Origin of the sequence: Rhizobium sp. Root1220, assembly GCF_001426265.1 — a bacterium.
Lineage (GTDB): Bacteria > Pseudomonadota > Alphaproteobacteria > Rhizobiales > Rhizobiaceae > Rhizobium.
On sequence record NZ_LMDG01000007.1, the window covers coordinates 96,822 to 112,012 of the forward strand.

The 15,191-nt window shown below is 58.8% G+C and carries 11 protein-coding genes and 2 tRNA genes; 5 read left to right on the plus strand and 8 right to left on the minus strand.

Features of this window, described 5'->3' with window-relative positions:
* Positions 1-102: 102 nt before the first annotated feature.
* The 3 genes from ASC90_RS07680 to ASC90_RS07690 form a co-directional block, all read right to left on the minus strand.
* Positions 103-179: transfer RNA gene (locus tag ASC90_RS07680), tRNA-Asp, on the minus strand.
* A 50-nt stretch (positions 180-229) separates the two neighbouring features.
* Positions 230-306: transfer RNA gene (locus tag ASC90_RS07685), tRNA-Asp, on the minus strand.
* Positions 307-539: 233 nt separating this feature from the next.
* On the minus strand, positions 540-941 hold the full coding sequence (locus tag ASC90_RS07690; protein ID WP_056537788.1) for a cupin domain-containing protein: 402 nt from the start codon (positions 939-941) through the stop codon (positions 540-542).
* A gap of 87 nt (positions 942-1,028) precedes the next feature.
* Between ASC90_RS07690 and ASC90_RS07695 the strand changes: the two genes are divergently transcribed.
* Both ASC90_RS07695 and ASC90_RS07700 read left to right on the plus strand, forming a co-directional pair.
* Entirely contained in the window at positions 1,029-1,532 is a 504-nt protein-coding gene (locus ASC90_RS07695) for a DUF3833 family protein (protein ID WP_056537791.1), read from the plus strand.
* 102 nt (positions 1,533-1,634) lie between these two features.
* On the plus strand, positions 1,635-2,621 hold the full coding sequence (locus tag ASC90_RS07700; protein ID WP_056537794.1) for an aldo/keto reductase: 987 nt from the start codon (positions 1,635-1,637) through the stop codon (positions 2,619-2,621).
* 66 nt (positions 2,622-2,687) lie between these two features.
* On the opposite strand, the gene ASC90_RS07705 is transcribed toward ASC90_RS07700, so the two are convergent.
* The 5 genes from ASC90_RS07705 to clpP all read right to left on the minus strand — a co-directional run bounded on the left by ASC90_RS07705 (position 2,688) and on the right by clpP (position 10,613).
* Positions 2,688-4,886: an esterase-like activity of phytase family protein gene (locus ASC90_RS07705; RefSeq protein WP_056537797.1), complete on the minus strand. Its 2,199-nt coding sequence runs from the start codon at positions 4,884-4,886 to the stop codon at positions 2,688-2,690.
* 205 nt (positions 4,887-5,091) lie between these two features.
* Positions 5,092-5,367 (minus strand): HU family DNA-binding protein, encoded by a 276-nt coding sequence (locus ASC90_RS07710; RefSeq protein ID WP_056537800.1) that lies wholly within the window; start codon positions 5,365-5,367, stop codon positions 5,092-5,094.
* A 207-nt stretch (positions 5,368-5,574) separates the two neighbouring features.
* Positions 5,575-7,992 carry an endopeptidase La gene (gene lon, locus ASC90_RS07715; protein WP_056537803.1) on the minus strand — a complete coding sequence of 806 codons (2,418 nt, stop codon included), beginning with the start codon at positions 7,990-7,992 and terminating at the stop codon, positions 5,575-5,577.
* Positions 7,993-8,415: 423 nt separating this feature from the next.
* On the minus strand, positions 8,416-9,693 hold the full coding sequence (clpX, locus tag ASC90_RS07720) for an ATP-dependent Clp protease ATP-binding subunit ClpX (RefSeq protein ID WP_056537806.1): 1,278 nt from the start codon (positions 9,691-9,693) through the stop codon (positions 8,416-8,418).
* Positions 9,694-9,983: 290 nt separating this feature from the next.
* Positions 9,984-10,613, minus strand: a complete 630-nt coding sequence (gene clpP, locus ASC90_RS07725) for an ATP-dependent Clp endopeptidase proteolytic subunit ClpP (protein WP_056537809.1) — start codon at positions 10,611-10,613, stop codon at positions 9,984-9,986.
* 430 nt (positions 10,614-11,043) lie between these two features.
* Here clpP and ASC90_RS07730 point away from each other — a divergent pair, with 430 nt between their 5' ends.
* From ASC90_RS07730 to ASC90_RS07740, 3 genes are all read left to right on the plus strand, one after another.
* Complete coding sequence (locus tag ASC90_RS07730; protein WP_056537835.1) at positions 11,044-12,249, plus strand: GGDEF domain-containing protein; 1,206 nt, start codon at positions 11,044-11,046, stop codon at positions 12,247-12,249.
* Positions 12,250-12,304: 55 nt separating this feature from the next.
* A complete protein-coding gene (locus tag ASC90_RS07735) occupies positions 12,305-13,549 on the plus strand; it encodes a cytochrome P450 (RefSeq protein ID WP_056537837.1) in 1,245 nt (414 codons plus the stop codon).
* Positions 13,550-13,784: 235 nt separating this feature from the next.
* Positions 13,785-15,002 (plus strand): IS701 family transposase, encoded by a 1,218-nt coding sequence (locus tag ASC90_RS07740; protein WP_056537811.1) that lies wholly within the window; start codon positions 13,785-13,787, stop codon positions 15,000-15,002.
* Positions 15,003-15,191 lie beyond the last annotated feature (189 nt).

Consider the following 15,191-nt stretch of genomic DNA (forward strand, 5'->3'; position numbering starts at 1 on the left):
CCAACGAGACACTCTAAGCTAGGAGCAAGTCGCCAGCGCGGTAGCGCAAGGAACAATCACGGGGGATAGTGCAGGAGATGATCTCGACGCTCGGCGTCGAAATGGCGCGAGTGACGGGGCTCGAACCCGCGACCTCCGGCGTGACAGGCCGGCACTCTAACCGACTGAGCTACACCCGCGCACTATAGACACGATACCCGGACGATGCTTTTCAGCACCTGCATTGAAATGGCGCGAGTGACGGGGCTCGAACCCGCGACCTCCGGCGTGACAGGCCGGCACTCTAACCAACTGAGCTACACCCGCATTCATTTCAAGCGATCCGGAGGCTTACGCATCCTTGTCAAAGCAGCGTGCCGCTTCGATGAGCGGCTAACTAAGGGGTTCGCATTTGAGTGTCAAGCTGGTTTGGAGACAAAACCGTGACAGCCCGCGAATTGTTTGTGCAGGATCAAATTCAGCCGATGAATCGGCCGTTCAAGTTTCTGACGCGGCGGCTCGCATTTCACGTTTTTCCGCCAGCATTGAATTGAGCCGCATCAGGTCTGTCCGGCATATTGCTCGTCGCTGACCTGCTCCAACCAGTCGGCAACCTTGCCGTCCAACGCCTCGTGGATCGCGATATGCGTCATTGCAGTGTCCGGTCCTGCGCCGTGCCAATGCTTTTCGCCGGGCGCGAACCATATGGTGTCGCCTGGGCAAACCTCCCGAACCGGCTCGCCCCAGCTCTGGACCAAGCCTTTACCCGCCGTGATGATCAGTGTCTGACCCAGCGGATGAGTGTGCCAAGCGGTGCGCGCGGCTGGCTCGAACGTTACGCTCGCCACCCTCACCCTTGCAGGCTCGGGAGTTTCGATCAGCGGGTCGTGACGAACCGAACCAGTGAAGTATTCCGCTGGTGCCTTCATTGACGGCCGTGAGCCACAGGGCTTGATTTCCATCTGATATTCCTCCCGGCCTGATCCGGCCCTATCGGTCGAGCGTAAGCCATTCATAGTCATGATCCAAGTGAAGCCAGGAAAGACCCCATGCGCCATCGACTGCTTTTTGTCAGCGTGCTTGCCACGGCTCTCGTGTCGGCGCTTCCCACCGCGGCGCGCGAGCTCCGACTCGAGGAATTCTTCAGTGGACACAGCAACGCGGTCGGGCGTTTCCAAGCAATCAATGGCGTAGACCGAAGCTTCAAGGTTGGGCTGACTGGCCGTTGGGACGGCATGATGCTGACGCTCCGCGAAGATTTCCACTATGCAGACGGGGAACGTGATCGGAAGACTTGGCGCTTTACCAAAATCGCGCCTGATCGATACATCGGGATCCGCGAGGATGTTGTCGGGCAAGCCATGGTCAAAATAGACGGAGACGTTGCTCGCTACAGCTATCTGGTTGATTTGGCTCCGGGGCCAAAGCGAAACATCGTGCGCTTTCACGACACCTTGCGCCTGCAACCGGACGGCACCCTGCTGAATACCGCCTGGGTGACCAAGTTCGCCTTTCCGGTTGCCAGAGTCCGCGTCAGCTTTACCAGGCAGTAACGCGACGCGCGCAACATCGCGCCCTATCTCCGACGCAAGAGCTTGCCCCGTGTCCGGCTGACTGTTAGTGCCGAGGCATTTGATCACGTGCGGAGGATTTCCATGAAACAGCACTCTTTCGGCCACCTGCCCCACACCGTTACCAATATCGGCTTCGGTGCATGGCAGATCGGCGGCTCCTGGGGCGACGTCAGCGAGTCGGACGGTCGCCAAGCGCTCAATGCCGCGCTGGATGCCGGCATGACCTTCATCGACACGGCGGATGTCTACGGTGACGGCCGCTCGGAAAAAATCATCGCCGACGTGCTTGCCAGCAGGGACGGTTTGCGTCCGATGGTCGCGACAAAGGTTGGCCGACGTCTAAACCCGCATGTCGCCGATGGCTATACAAAGGCCAACCTGGAAGGCTTCATTGATCGCAGCCTCAAGAATCTCCGCGTCGACAGCCTCGATCTCGTGCAGCTTCACTGCCCGCCGACGGAGGTTCTCTATCGCCCGGAGGTTTTCGAGGGCCTGAACGAGCTCCAGAAAGCCGGCAAGATCATGGGCTATGGCGTCAGTGTCGAAAAGGTCGAGGAGGCGCTGAAGGCCATCGAATTTCCCGGCGTTGTGAGCATTCAGATCATCTACAACATCTTCCGGCAGCGGCCTGATCATCTATTCTTCCAGGAGGCGCGCCGGAAAAACGTCGCCGTTATCGCCCGCGTACCGCTGGCAAGCGGGCTTCTCTCGGGCAAAATCTCCCGGGAGACGAAATTCGCCAAAGATGACCATCGCAACTTCAACCGCCACGGGGAGGCATTCGATGTCGGCGAAACCTTTGCCGGCGTTCCGCTCGAGGTGGGGCTGCAGGCGGTCGAGGAAATACGCAAGCTGGTTCCCGCCGACGCATCCATGGCTGCCTTCGCGCTTCGCTGGATCCTGATGAGCGACGCCGTCACGGTTGTCATCCCCGGCGCACGCAATGCCGAGCAGGCAAAAGCAAACGCAGCCGCGGCAAGCCTGGCACCGATTTCAAATGAAGTGATGGCGGCCACACGGGAAATCTACGAGCGCCTGATTGCGCCGCATGTTCACCAGCGTTGGTAGCGGCCACTCGAAGGAAGGTTGCGGCCGGGTCTATGCCCGGCCACTACCGTTTTCATACTGCGGAACTTAGTTGGTGCCGACGAGATTGACCGGGAAGAACAGCGTCTCGCCGGACGAATCATCGACCCCGTCGTTGTCGGTGACCGCGAAGGCTTTGCCGGACGCATCGAAGGCGAACCCTTCGAGCTTGTCGAGCACGTAGCCGTTGGTCGCCGTCCTGAGCTCGTCCAGGAAATCGTGCGCTTCGACCTTATTCACGACCGGCAGTTCGCCACCAAGCTTGCCGGGATTCAGATCGGCAATTGCCACCTTGTAGAGCTTCTTGAGCTTTGCCGCATCGCCGACAAGATTGTCGCGCTCGATGAGGTAGACGCTGTCGCCGTGGGCGGAGATTTCGGAGAGGCCAACCCAGCCCGCTTCGGATCTATCGAGCGGGTAGCGCACCGCACCCCATTCCTTGCTCTTTGGCTTGTAGGAGACGAGCTTGACGAAGCCCTTTTCGTCATCCTTCCATTCCCGCTGCACCGCCATCCAGAGGGTGGCGTCATCGCCGGAGCCGACGATCGTCACTCCCTCGAGACCATAGCGGATCTCGTTGTCGGTCAATTCCTTCGGCAGCGCGATCTCTTCCTTGATCTCGCCCTTCGGATTAACGTGGTAGAGAGCGTGCGGCACCAGCTTCTCGCTATTGCCTTCGGAAGCAAGCCAGAACCAGCCTTTCTCGTCGACGGCGACACCTTCAATGTCCAGTTTCTGCGCTGGCTGGCCATCGCGCTTTACGGTCAGGGTTTCAGTGATCAGCGCCGGCTTCTTGGTGGCATCGATCGTGTAGATCGTCGGCTGCATGCCGAGAACACTGTCGCTGACGGCGAACAACTGACCAGGCTTCCCCGGAGAAGCGGCAAGACCCGAGAGAGCTGCAAAACCGACCGGGTTGCCATCCCTCTCGGCTGCGACGATCTGCGGATATGCCTTTTCGCCTTCTGCAAACTCATAGATCATCACGTGCGAGCGCGGGCCACCGTCTTCGCCGAGGTCAACTTCGTTTGCAGTGGCAAGGAGATTGCGACCGGGGATAGCCACGGCTCCTTCTGGCGAAACGCCCGAAGGGAGTAGTTGGGCGAGTTCCGGCTCCATTCCGGTGTCCTTGTAGACGCCGACGACAGAAGCGCGCTCGGCAAGCAGGAAGAAATACGGCTGGCCACCAAACGTCGCCGCCTCAAGCCCCTCCGGCTCGACACCCTTGGCTGACGAACGCTTGTCCGGATAGTGACCGATACCGGCGACCGCACGCTCGAAAGACGCACCGGATTCATAAAGAACCTTACCGCTCTTGTCGAAGATCGTGAAGCCGCGCGATCCGCCCTGATAGTCGCCTTCGTTGGCGACGACCAGACGCTCGTCGTCGAGCCATTTCACCGCGTCCGGTTCGCGCGCAACGCCCTTGAGTTCGCCGGAGAACTTCAGCGCACCGTCGCGCTTTGTGTCGATCCCCGCCAGATCGGTGCTGCCTGCGGAAAAGTGCGTCTTCACCTTGGCGGTGATCGCATCGATGATGACGATCTCGTTGTTCTCCTGCAGCGTCAGCGCGATCTCGTTCTGACTATTGAAAGAGACAAACTCAGGCTCGGGATCTTCCGGCGCGACACCGGCAAGGCCCGTCAGTGCAACGTGCTGGATCGAGCCGCAATCGACAGTGCCGTCCTTCAGGCGGAAGACGACGAGATCACCCGCCGGCATCTGCGGAATCTTGCCGTCGTTGATCTCTTCGTCGCGCTCGTTCTCGATGGCGATTGCGCCGAGTGTCTTGTCCTTGTTGAGGGCAATGGAATCTGGCTGGCCGCCGAGATCGCAGGTCGCTTCAACCTTCCTCGATGCGACATCGACGATTGCCAGGCGCCCAGATGGCTTGGCCTTGCTTTCCGAAGTGTTGACCGCGACCAGCGCCTTGCCAGCAGCGGACGCAACGGACGTCGGTTCGCCGTCCATCATCAACGCACCGCCGGCCTTCGGCGACTTGGCGTCGGAGATATCGACGAAGCCAATCGCACCGAGAGGGCTGTCGCTATAAATCAGCGTCATTCCATCGTCGGTAGCCGCAATGATCTCGGCCGAGGTCGTTGAAAGCTTGTCCTTGTCAGCCGGCAGATTGGCTGCCACGGGAAAGGATGCGATGCGGTTGAAAACCTGCTCTGCCGCTGCCGGAAAGGCGACAGATGTGAGAAGCGCGGCAACAAGCGCTGCCCTGCGCGAAAACGTCGTCATGAAATCCCCCTGCGTCGAAAATTCGAACTCTCGGGTTTTCCGCGACGGTCATGACAGAGGCATGACAAAGAGATAACTTTTGAGCGAGCGACGGGCACAGCGGCAGCTCGATTCAATAGGGCGAGACGCAAAAAGGGTCCGGCTTTCGCCGAACCCTTCAAAAACCTGGAGCACCGGCCTCGTCGCCCGGTTCCCAAGAAAACTATCAGCCGTTGACGGCTTCCTTCAGGCCCTTGCCGGGCGTGAACTTCGGCACATTGCGAGCCGGAATATCGACTTCAGCGCCGGTGGATGGGTTGCGGCCCTTCGTGGCAGCGCGATGGGAAACGGTGAAGCTACCGAAACCAGCGAGGCGAACATCGCCCTTGCCCTTGAGCTCAGCCTGGACAACGTCAAAAACAGCGTCGACTGCGGAAGCAGCATCGGTCTTCGAGAGTCCTGCCTTTTCGGCAACTGCGGACACGAGTTCATTCTTGTTCATGTTTCCACCCCTTTCAAAATGGTTCGAAACGACTCAAATCTATAAGCTAGGCGCAGAATGGAACGCATCAGGCCCGCCGCACCCCAAAGACCCTGCAAATCAAGGAAATGCAAGCGTCCACGTAGGGTTTTCACAAAAAAAGGCTGGCGTTTTCGCCAGCCTTTTCAGGGTTTTTAAGCAATTTGGCACGAATGTGGCAAACATAACTCAGTGAGCTATGGTTGCACCCGTTTCATCGAGCCCTTCGACCGTTGCGATAACCGGTGTTTCCACCGTGCCATCCCACTCGATCGGCTCCGGTCTGCGGACCAGAGCATGCTTGATCACCTCGCCCATGCGCGATACCGGGATGATCTCCATGTTGTTCTTCACGTTGTCCGGAATCTCCGCCAGATCCTTGGCGTTTTCTTCCGGGATCAGCACCTTCTTGATGCCGCCGCGAAGCGCTGCAAGCAGCTTTTCCTTCAGGCCGCCGATCGGAAGAATACGGCCACGCAGGGTGATTTCACCCGTCATCGCCACGTCCTTGTTGACCGGGATACCGGTCATGATCGACACGATCGCGGTTGCCATGGCGACACCGGCCGACGGACCATCCTTCGGCGTTGCACCTTCCGGCACGTGCACGTGGATGTCGCTCTTGTCGAAGAGCGGTGGCTGGATGCCGAAATCGACGGCGCGCGAGCGGACATAGGATGCCGCCGCGGAAATCGATTCCTTCATGACTTCCTTCAGGTTGCCGGTAACGGTCATCCGACCCTTGCCCGGCATCATCACGCCTTCGATCGTCAGCAGTTCGCCGCCGACTTCCGTCCAAGCCAGACCGGTGACAACGCCGACCTGATCCTCACGCTCGGCTTCGCCATGGCGGAAGCGCGGAACGCCCAGGTAGTCGTCGATATTCGCCGCCGTGACATGCACCGACTTCGTCTTGCCCTTGATGATCTCGGTAACCGCTTTACGGGCGAGCTTCATCAATTCGCGCTCGAAATTACGAACACCGGCTTCACGGGTGTACTGCTGGCTGATCGCCATCAGGGCATCGTCGCTGACCGAGAACTCGCTCGGCTGCAGTGCGTGTTCCTTGATGGCCTTCGGCAGCAGGTGCCGCTTGGCGATCTCGCGCTTTTCGTCTTCGGTGTAGCCGGCGATACGGATGACTTCCATGCGGTCCATCAACGGCGCAGGGATGTTCAGCGTGTTCGCCGTCGTGATGAACATCACGTCCGACAGGTCGTATTCGACTTCCAGGTAGTGATCCATAAAGGTCGAGTTCTGCGCCGGATCCAGGACCTCGAGTAGAGCTGACGACGGATCGCCACGGAAATCCTGACCCATCTTGTCGATTTCATCGAGCAGGAAGAGCGGGTTGGACTTCTTCGCCTTCTTCATCGACTGGATGACCTTGCCGGGCATCGAACCGATGTAGGTACGGCGGTGACCGCGGATTTCGGCTTCGTCGCGAACGCCGCCAAGCGCCATGCGGACATACTCACGGCCGGTCGCCTTGGCGATCGACTGGGCGAGCGAGGTCTTGCCGACACCCGGAGGTCCGACGAGGCACAGGATCGGACCCTTGATCTTGGTCGCGCGTGCCTGAACCGCCAGATACTCAACAATGCGTTCCTTGACCTTGTCGAGACCGAAGTGATCGGCTTCGAGGATTGTCTCGGCGTTGTGAAGATCGGTCTTGATCTTCGACTTCTTCGACCACGGGATGCCGAGCAGCCAATCGAGATAGTTGCGGACAACCGTCGCTTCAGCCGACATCGGGCTCATCTGCCGGAGCTTCTTCAGCTCGGCATCGGCCTTTTCCTTGGCTTCCTTCGACAGCTTGGTCTTTGCAATGCGCTCTTCCAGCTCGGCCATCTCGTCGCGGCCTTCCTCGCCGTCGCCAAGCTCCTTCTGGATCGCCTTCATCTGCTCATTCAGGTAGTACTCGCGCTGGGTCTTCTCCATCTGGCGCTTGACGCGCGAGCGGATGCGCTTCTCGACCTGAAGGACCGAGATCTCACCTTCCATGAAGCCGAGCGCCTTTTCGAGGCGAGCCTTGACGCTGGTGGTTTCCAACATCTCCTGCTTCTCGGTGATCTTGATCGACAGATGTGAAGCAACCGTATCGGCAAGCTTCGAGTAGTCGTCGATCTGGCTTGCAGCGCCGACGACTTCTGGCGAGATCTTCTTGTTGAGCTTCACGTAGCTCTCGAATTCAGACACGACCGAGCGGCTCAACGCTTCCAGTTCGACCGGATCGTCATTTGGCTCTTCGAGCACGTGACCGAGCGCCTCGTAGAAATCCTCGCGGTCCGTGTAAGCGTCGATTTCGGCGCGTGCGCGGCCTTCGACGAGGACCTTGACGGTGCCGTCCGGCAGCTTCAGCAACTGCAATACGTTGGCGACAGTGCCAACCTTGTGGATGGCAGACGGTTCCGGATCGTCATCGCTCGCGTTGATCTGTGTCACGAGCATGATCTGCTTATCCGACCCCATGACCTCTTCAAGTGCACGGATCGACTTCTCGCGGCCGACGAACAACGGCACGATCATATGCGGGAAAACCACGATGTCGCGCAGGGGCAAAACCGGATATGCAAGGCTGCTCGCAACTGACGTTTTCTTCGTCATTTTATTTCCTTTCCATCGTCCCGTTGCCGGGCTCTTCTGGCGCGGCCGCTGGGACCGGCCGCACTCTCACTTGACACAACAAGTGGAGGTTCTGATTACGCTTTTCAAGCTGTTCCATGCCCCGCGTTCCCCTGGGCATGACAGCTATGCTACAACGGAACACCTATTGCTAGGGGCACGAGACTGCACCAGTGCTTAACACTTCCGAACCGGCGAAATACAAGGCCGAAACACACCAACGGAATCATTCCATAATTGCCAAGGGCGCGGTAATTCGCAACGGCAACAGAGACCGTTTCCGGCCTCATAAGCAAGATTTACAAGATTTATCAGCGCCGCGCATGGTTTTTCAAATAGAAAGGGGCTCGCCGACGGCAAGCCCCTTAAAATCACGGTTCGTATCAAAACGATACCACTAGGCCGTCAGGCAGAAGCGTTCGCCTTTTCGTCCTGACGGTCCGCGTAGATGTAGAGCGGACGGGCAGAACCGCGGGCGACCTCTTCGGAAATAACGACCTCACGGACACCTTCCAGCGCCGGAAGCTCGAACATCGTGTCGAGCAGGATCTTTTCCATGATCGAGCGCAGGCCTCGGGCACCGGTCTTGCGGGTGATCGCCTTGCGGGCGATCTCGCGCAGGGCGTCTTCGTGGAAGGTCAATTCGACGTCTTCCATCTCGAACAGGCGTTGATACTGCTTGATGAGGGCGTTCTTCGGCTCCGAGAGGATCTGGATGAGCGCATCCTCGTCGAGGTCCTCCAGCGTCGCCAGGACCGGCAGACGGCCGATGAATTCCGGAATGAGGCCGAACTTCACCAGGTCTTCAGGTTCCAGTTCGCGCAGCACCTCGCCAACGCGGCGCTCGTCCTGGGCTCGGACCGTCGCACCGAAGCCAATCGACGTCTTCTCGCCACGGGCTGAGATGATCTTGTCGAGGCCAGCGAATGCGCCGCCGCAGATGAACAGGATGTTTGTGGTGTCGACCTGAAGGAATTCCTGCTGCGGATGCTTGCGGCCACCCTGAGGAGGAACGGAAGCGACGGTGCCCTCCATGATCTTCAGAAGCGCCTGCTGCACGCCCTCGCCCGACACGTCGCGCGTGATCGACGGATTGTCGGACTTGCGCGAAATCTTGTCGACTTCGTCGATATAGACGATGCCGCGCTGGGCGCGCTCGACGTTATAATCCGCGGACTGCAGAAGCTTCAGGATGATGTTTTCGACGTCCTCACCGACGTAGCCGGCTTCCGTTAGCGTCGTTGCGTCAGCCATCGTGAAGGGCACGTCGATGATGCGAGCGAGCGTCTGGGCAAGATAGGTCTTGCCGCAACCAGTCGGACCGACCAGCATGATGTTCGATTTCGCCAGCTCGACTTCGCCGTTCTTGGAGGCGTGGGCAAGCCGCTTGTAATGGTTGTGGACGGCGACCGACAAGATCTTCTTCGCCTGCCGCTGGCCGATAACGTATTCGTCGAGAACCTTGATGATGTCCTGAGGCGTCGGAACGCCGTCGCGGGACTTGACCATCGAGGATTTGTTTTCCTCGCGGATGATGTCCATGCACAACTCAACGCATTCATCGCAGATGAAAACGGTCGGCCCGGCAATAAGCTTCCGGACTTCGTGCTGGCTCTTTCCGCAGAACGAACAATAGAGGGTGTTTTTGGAGTCGCCGCCGTTGCTGCCGCTGACCTTGCTCATATCACTTTCCTTCCAGCACGCCGCATTTCAAGGTGAAATAACGGTCCACTCATTGGCCTGCTCCACTTTGGAGCTCCAGCCGGCCAAGGCCGTTCAGGGGGCAAAAACCGGTGCAGACAATGTGTCCTAGCGCCGGCGGCAACGAATTCCCCTTCGAAGCCATGCTATGTCACAAAAATCCAACATAGCATTAATACTCGAGATTGCTTCACCCGCCACCGGGTTTATGCCCTTGTTCGATCACAAATGAGATAGAACTGTGGCGGATAAAACACCATGAATGCATCTCGTCAGGCCGCAGCACCTTCCATTTCGGCACGAGATGTGAGGACCTTGTCGATCACACCCCAGTCGCGCGCCTCTACCGCATCCATGAAATGGTCACGATCGAGCGTCTTTTCAACTTCGTCATAGGTGCGGCCGGTATGCTTCACGTAGACCTCGTTCAGACGGCGCTTCATCTTCAGGATGTCGCGTGCATGACGTTCGATGTCCGACGCCTGCCCCTGGAAACCGCCCGAAGGCTGGTGCACCATGATGCGGGAGTTCGGCGTTGCAAAGCGCATATCCTTGTCGCCGGCCGCCAGAAGCAACGAGCCCATGGAGGCGGCCTGACCAATGCACAACGTCGAGACCGCCGGCTTGATGAATTGCATCGTGTCGTAGATCGCCATGCCGGCGGTGACGACACCACCCGGCGAATTGATGTAGAGCGCGATTTCCTTCTTCGGGTTTTCTGCCTCGAGGAAAAGAAGCTGGGCGCAAACGAGCGTCGCCATGTGGTCCTCGACCGGACCTGTCAGGAAGATGATGCGTTCCTTGAGCAGGCGCGAATAGATGTCGTAGGAGCGTTCACCGCGATTGGTCTGTTCCACAACCATCGGCACGAGGGCCATAGCGGTATCGACTGGGTTTCTCATGTGCGTCCTTTGTCAACGTCTTGCCGGCCCGACGCCGGGAATCAAAGAAAATGCTTATCCCTACATAGAGCTTCACTGCCCTGTTCTTCAAGACGCGCCGACGGATAACGTCAAGAGAGCCGGTCGCCGAATCTGAATAACCTGCGGCCGCCTTAGTCTTCTTTCCCGAAAAGGCCTGTTAACTGCGAGCTACCACCACAGCTGCCAACAGCATTTCTCGGCAGCAGGATGAAGAATTCCTAAATACGTTCGCGATCGCTCATATGCATTTACCCGATAGAAAGCCTATCGCAAAGTATGGAAACAAAAAGCCTCGGTGCGGGCAGCGGTTAATGAAGTCGCCAGCTTCTTCGGAAAGGATGCGCGCAATACGAGGGGTGTTGCAGTGTTTAATGTTTCGACCGGACTGGCCATTTGGTGCTCAGAGGCCATGACGCTTGCGTTGGTGGCGTTGATGGCCTGGCGCCATAACGTCCGGAACAAGGCGTATCTCTATTGGAGCATCGGCTTTCTGCTCAGCGGCATCGGCTTTGCCATGGTTGCCCTGCGCGGACATATACCCGGCATCCTGTCCATCGAAGCGGGAAACGCGATTGCTTTGACCGGTCAGACCGCTTGGGTGGTCGGCTACCTGGCGCTCGATCGCCGCAAGGCGGAGTGGTGGGCATTGCTTCCGCCGGCGGTATGGCTCGCAGGAATCTTCCTGCCGTGGGTAAATGACGACTACGGCAATCGTGTCATTCTCTACAACCTCGCCTCGGCGACCGGCGCGACGGCCCTCGCCATGGCGGCCGGCAGCACGGGCCTTCGCCGCGAAGGATCAAGGACCAAGCTCTGTGCCGTCTTCGTCGTGCAAAGCTGCCTTTGCTTCGGCACGGCCGTGGCGATGGCGCTTTTTGTTCCCTCCGACGCGGAGGCGGCCAACTTCGCGGGCGGTGCCGCGCTCGCAACCGGCTTTCTGTTAACGCTCGCCTGCGCGCTTACCTGCATGATGATCATGGAACGTTCCGAGAGACAGCTACGGCTGCTGAGCCTGACGGACTCGCTGACGGGTGTCCTGAACCGCCGCGGTCTTTTCGGCCAGTTCGAGGCCGTTCAGGCCAGGGCTTTCGATGCCAAGCGTCAGGTGGCAGTGCTGTTGTTCGATCTCGACTATTTCAAACGGGTCAACGATCGCTTCGGTCACCAGGCCGGCGACACCGTCCTGACCGTTTTTGCGCGACTGGCCCACAAGTATATTCCGGATGGCGTCTTCGGTCGCATGGGTGGCGAGGAGTTTGCGGCATTCGCGACGGTCGCCGATCAGACCGAGGCCGAGGCGCTGGCCGAATCGATCCGCGCGGAGCTTTGCCGCGTCCCGGTGAGCACCGGCGATGCAATCATCCCTGTCACGGTCAGCATCGGTGTCGCGCTCGCCTCCGCAATACAAGGCGACAGGGACAAGCTCGTTTCTGCGGCCGACCGCGCGCTCTATGCCGCCAAGGGAGCAGGCCGCAATTGCACCGTCATTTTTGGCGAAGCCGAAACTGCGGCACCGGCGCGGGCCGAGCCCGATCACCGGAGCGGCGAGCTCGTCCCCACGCTGGATGACCAGATCCATGCGCTTCGTCGGGTTGGATCGCTCGCACGCGGCTGATCATCTTTCCGAAGCTGGCTTTTCGGGGCTCGGTAAATCCGCTAAGCCTGAAGGCATGATGATCCCACCCTTTCTCTCCATCGACCCGGCCACGCGCCACGTATCCCTCGACGCCCGCGATCCGGCATTCTACGGCAATCCGAATGCTGTCTACGCCGCATTGCATGCCCATTGTCCCACCTTTTACTGGAAACAGCAGAAGCAGTGGTTCTTTACCGGCTACGAGCATGTGAACGGCCTGCTTCGCGACCGGCGTTTCGGTCGGCAGATTCTACACATTGCCTCGCGCGAAGATCTTGGGCTTCCCGAACCCGATCAGCATGTGGCGAACTTCGATCTGGCGGAACGATTTTCCCTGCTCGAGCTCGAGCCGCCGGAACACACGCGCCTTCGAACCCTCGTCAACCGTGCCTTTGTCTCGCGACACGTCGAGAAAATGAAGCCGGAGCTTGCTGAGCTCGCAAACAGGCTGATCGATGATTTCGAGAAGGCCGGCGAGGTCGAGCTGCTTTCGGCGTTTGCCGACATCGTTCCGGTGACGATGATTGCCCGCATGATCGGCATCCCGGAGGAGATGGGGCCGCAACTCCTGAAATGGTCGCACGCGTATATCCGCATGTACCTCTTCGGCCGAACGAGGGAAGATGAAGACGGTGCGGAAACGGCCGCAAAGGAGTTTTCCGACTACGTGAAGACCGTTATCGCCGAGCGTCGCGCCAATCCTCGGGACGACCTCCTGACACACATGATCCACACGGAGCACAAAGGTCAGTATCTATCGGAGGACGAGCTTGTTTCGACGACGATCGTGTTGCTCAATGCCGGCCATGAGGCGACCGTGCATCAGATCGGAAACTCGGTTCGTGTCATTCTGGAGAGCGGCTACGATCCGCGCGAGCTTTTCACGGATGAAGCGTCCACCGAACGGACGATCGAAGAATCACTGCGCATCGGCGCACCGGTGCATATCTTCCAACGTTGGGCCTTGGAGGACGTCGAGGTCGACGGCATCGCTTTCAAGCGCGGCGACAAGGTCAGCCTTATCCTTGCCGCGGCCAATCTCGATCCGGCGAAGTTCAGCGAACCTCTCAGCTTCAAACCAAGCCGCAACGAAGCACCGAACCTCTCCTTCGGCGCCGGCATCCACTTCTGCATCGGCGCGCCGCTCGCGCGGCTGGAACTGAACATCGTTCTGCCGATCCTGTTCGAGCGGCTCCCAGGTTTGCGATTGGCAAGGACGCCCTCGGTCAAGGACGTCTATCATTTTCATGGACTGGATCGTTTGGACCTCGCATGGTGAGGCGAGCCGCCAGCGCGTGACAACCGCAACACCAGCGCCTAGAGCCTAGAGCCTAGAGCCTAGCACTACTTTGGCAGATTAACCGGCGGTTAACGATGATCGGCCATCTTTGGCACCTCAAAAGGGGTGCGGTGGATGGTGGATCAGGATATTGCACTGACGGATTGGCTGAAGCCGTTCGTTGAGANGTTAACGATGATCGGCCATCTTTGGCACCTCAAAAGGGGTGCGGTGGATGGTGGATCAGGATATTGCACTGACGGATTGGCTGAAGCCGTTCGTTGAGAAGCTCGGTCACAAGAAGCGGCGGCAGATGTGCCCGGTATATATTTCGGGCCTGATCGGGCCAGGTGATCGCAAGAGTATCGAGCCGATGGCGGAACGCCTTGCGCCCGATCACTACGACCGCCTGCATCATTTCATCTCGGATGGTATTTGGGACGCGGGTCCGCTTGAGACGGAACTGGCTGTGCAGGCTGACAGAATAGTCGGAGCTTCAGATGCCTTTCTGGTGATCGACGATACGGGCTTGCCGAAGAAGGGCGATCATTCGGTCGGGGTCGCTCCGCAATATGCTTCGATGCTGGGCAAACGCGCCAATTGCCAGACGCTGGTATCGCTGACGCTGGCACGCGATGAGGTTCCCGTTCCGGTGGGCTTGCGACTGTTCTTGCCGGAAAGCTGGACCAGTAATCAGGATCGGATGGTGAAGGCTGGTGTTCCCGAGGAGATGCGCATATCCCGCACCAAGCCGACGATCGCGCTCGACGAGATTGACAGGCTGATTGCGGCGGGGGTGCGGTTTGGCACCGTGCTCGCCGATGCCGGCTATGGTTTATCGGCCGCGTTTCGCCAGGGGCTGAGTGCACGTGGCCTCATATGGGCTGTCGGTATTCCCAAACATCAAAAGGTCTACCCCCATGATGTCGCATTGATTTTTCCGGTTTCCGGTCTTGGCAGGCCGCGCAAGCATTCGATCCCCGACACCGTATCGATGGCTGCCGAAACGATCCTGGAAGCATCTTCCTGGAAAAAGGTCAGTTGGCGTCGCGGCACGAAAGGTCGCCTGACAGCGCGCTTTGCTGCGCTCCGTATTCGGATCGCTGATGGTAGTCCGCAACGTATCCTCGACAAGGGACAGCAGCATATGCCGGGCGAAGAGGCGTGGCTGGTGGGCGAATGGCGCTCGAACGACGAACGCAAATACTATCTCTCCAATCTGCCGGCCGAAGCAACCTTAAAGCAGCTGGCAGCTGCCATCAAAGCCCGATGGGTCTGCGAGCAAGCGCATCAACAAATGAAAGAAGAGCTCGGCCTTGATCACTTTGAAGGCCGATCATGGCAAGGTCTGCATCGACACGCGCTGATGACAATGATCGCTTACGCCTTCCTGCAACATCAGCGCCTACACAAGGCAAAGCGGGAAAAAAAGGAAGAGGCACGGCCCGCCTAAACCGACACTGCCAGCCATCCGACGCGCGGTCATAAACATCCTCCTATCAGCGTCATCCCCAGAACGATGTCCTCACTGCAGAATCCGCTTCAGATCGCCAAAATACATTCTGCCAAAGTAGTGCTAGGACGGATCGACAGCTATCGCACACGATCACCATTCAATTCAGGCGGAAAAGAAGCCGAAAAC

What these genes read in the sequence shown, in the direction of transcription:
- ASC90_RS07695 (WP_056537791.1), top strand. Translation starts at nt 1,029, where the DNA reads ATGCGCCATCGACTGCTTTTTGTCAGCGTGCTTGCCACGGCTCTCGTG.
- clpP (WP_056537809.1), bottom strand. Translation starts at nt 10,613, where the DNA reads ATGAGAAACCCAGTCGATACCGCTATGGCCCTCGTGCCGATGGTTGTG.
- ASC90_RS07735 (WP_056537837.1), top strand. Translation starts at nt 12,305, where the DNA reads ATGATGATCCCACCCTTTCTCTCCATCGACCCGGCCACGCGCCACGTA.
- clpX (WP_056537806.1), bottom strand. Translation starts at nt 9,693, where the DNA reads ATGAGCAAGGTCAGCGGCAGCAACGGCGGCGACTCCAAAAACACCCTC.
- ASC90_RS07700 (WP_056537794.1), top strand. Translation starts at nt 1,635, where the DNA reads ATGAAACAGCACTCTTTCGGCCACCTGCCCCACACCGTTACCAATATC.
- ASC90_RS07705 (WP_056537797.1), bottom strand. Translation starts at nt 4,886, where the DNA reads ATGACGACGTTTTCGCGCAGGGCAGCGCTTGTTGCCGCGCTTCTCACA.
- ASC90_RS07710 (WP_056537800.1), bottom strand. Translation starts at nt 5,367, where the DNA reads ATGAACAAGAATGAACTCGTGTCCGCAGTTGCCGAAAAGGCAGGACTC.
- ASC90_RS07740 (WP_056537811.1), top strand. Translation starts at nt 13,785, where the DNA reads ATGGTGGATCAGGATATTGCACTGACGGATTGGCTGAAGCCGTTCGTT.
- ASC90_RS07730 (WP_056537835.1), top strand. Translation starts at nt 11,044, where the DNA reads ATGACGCTTGCGTTGGTGGCGTTGATGGCCTGGCGCCATAACGTCCGG.
- lon (WP_056537803.1), bottom strand. Translation starts at nt 7,992, where the DNA reads ATGACGAAGAAAACGTCAGTTGCGAGCAGCCTTGCATATCCGGTTTTG.
- ASC90_RS07690 (WP_056537788.1), bottom strand. Translation starts at nt 941, where the DNA reads ATGGAAATCAAGCCCTGTGGCTCACGGCCGTCAATGAAGGCACCAGCG.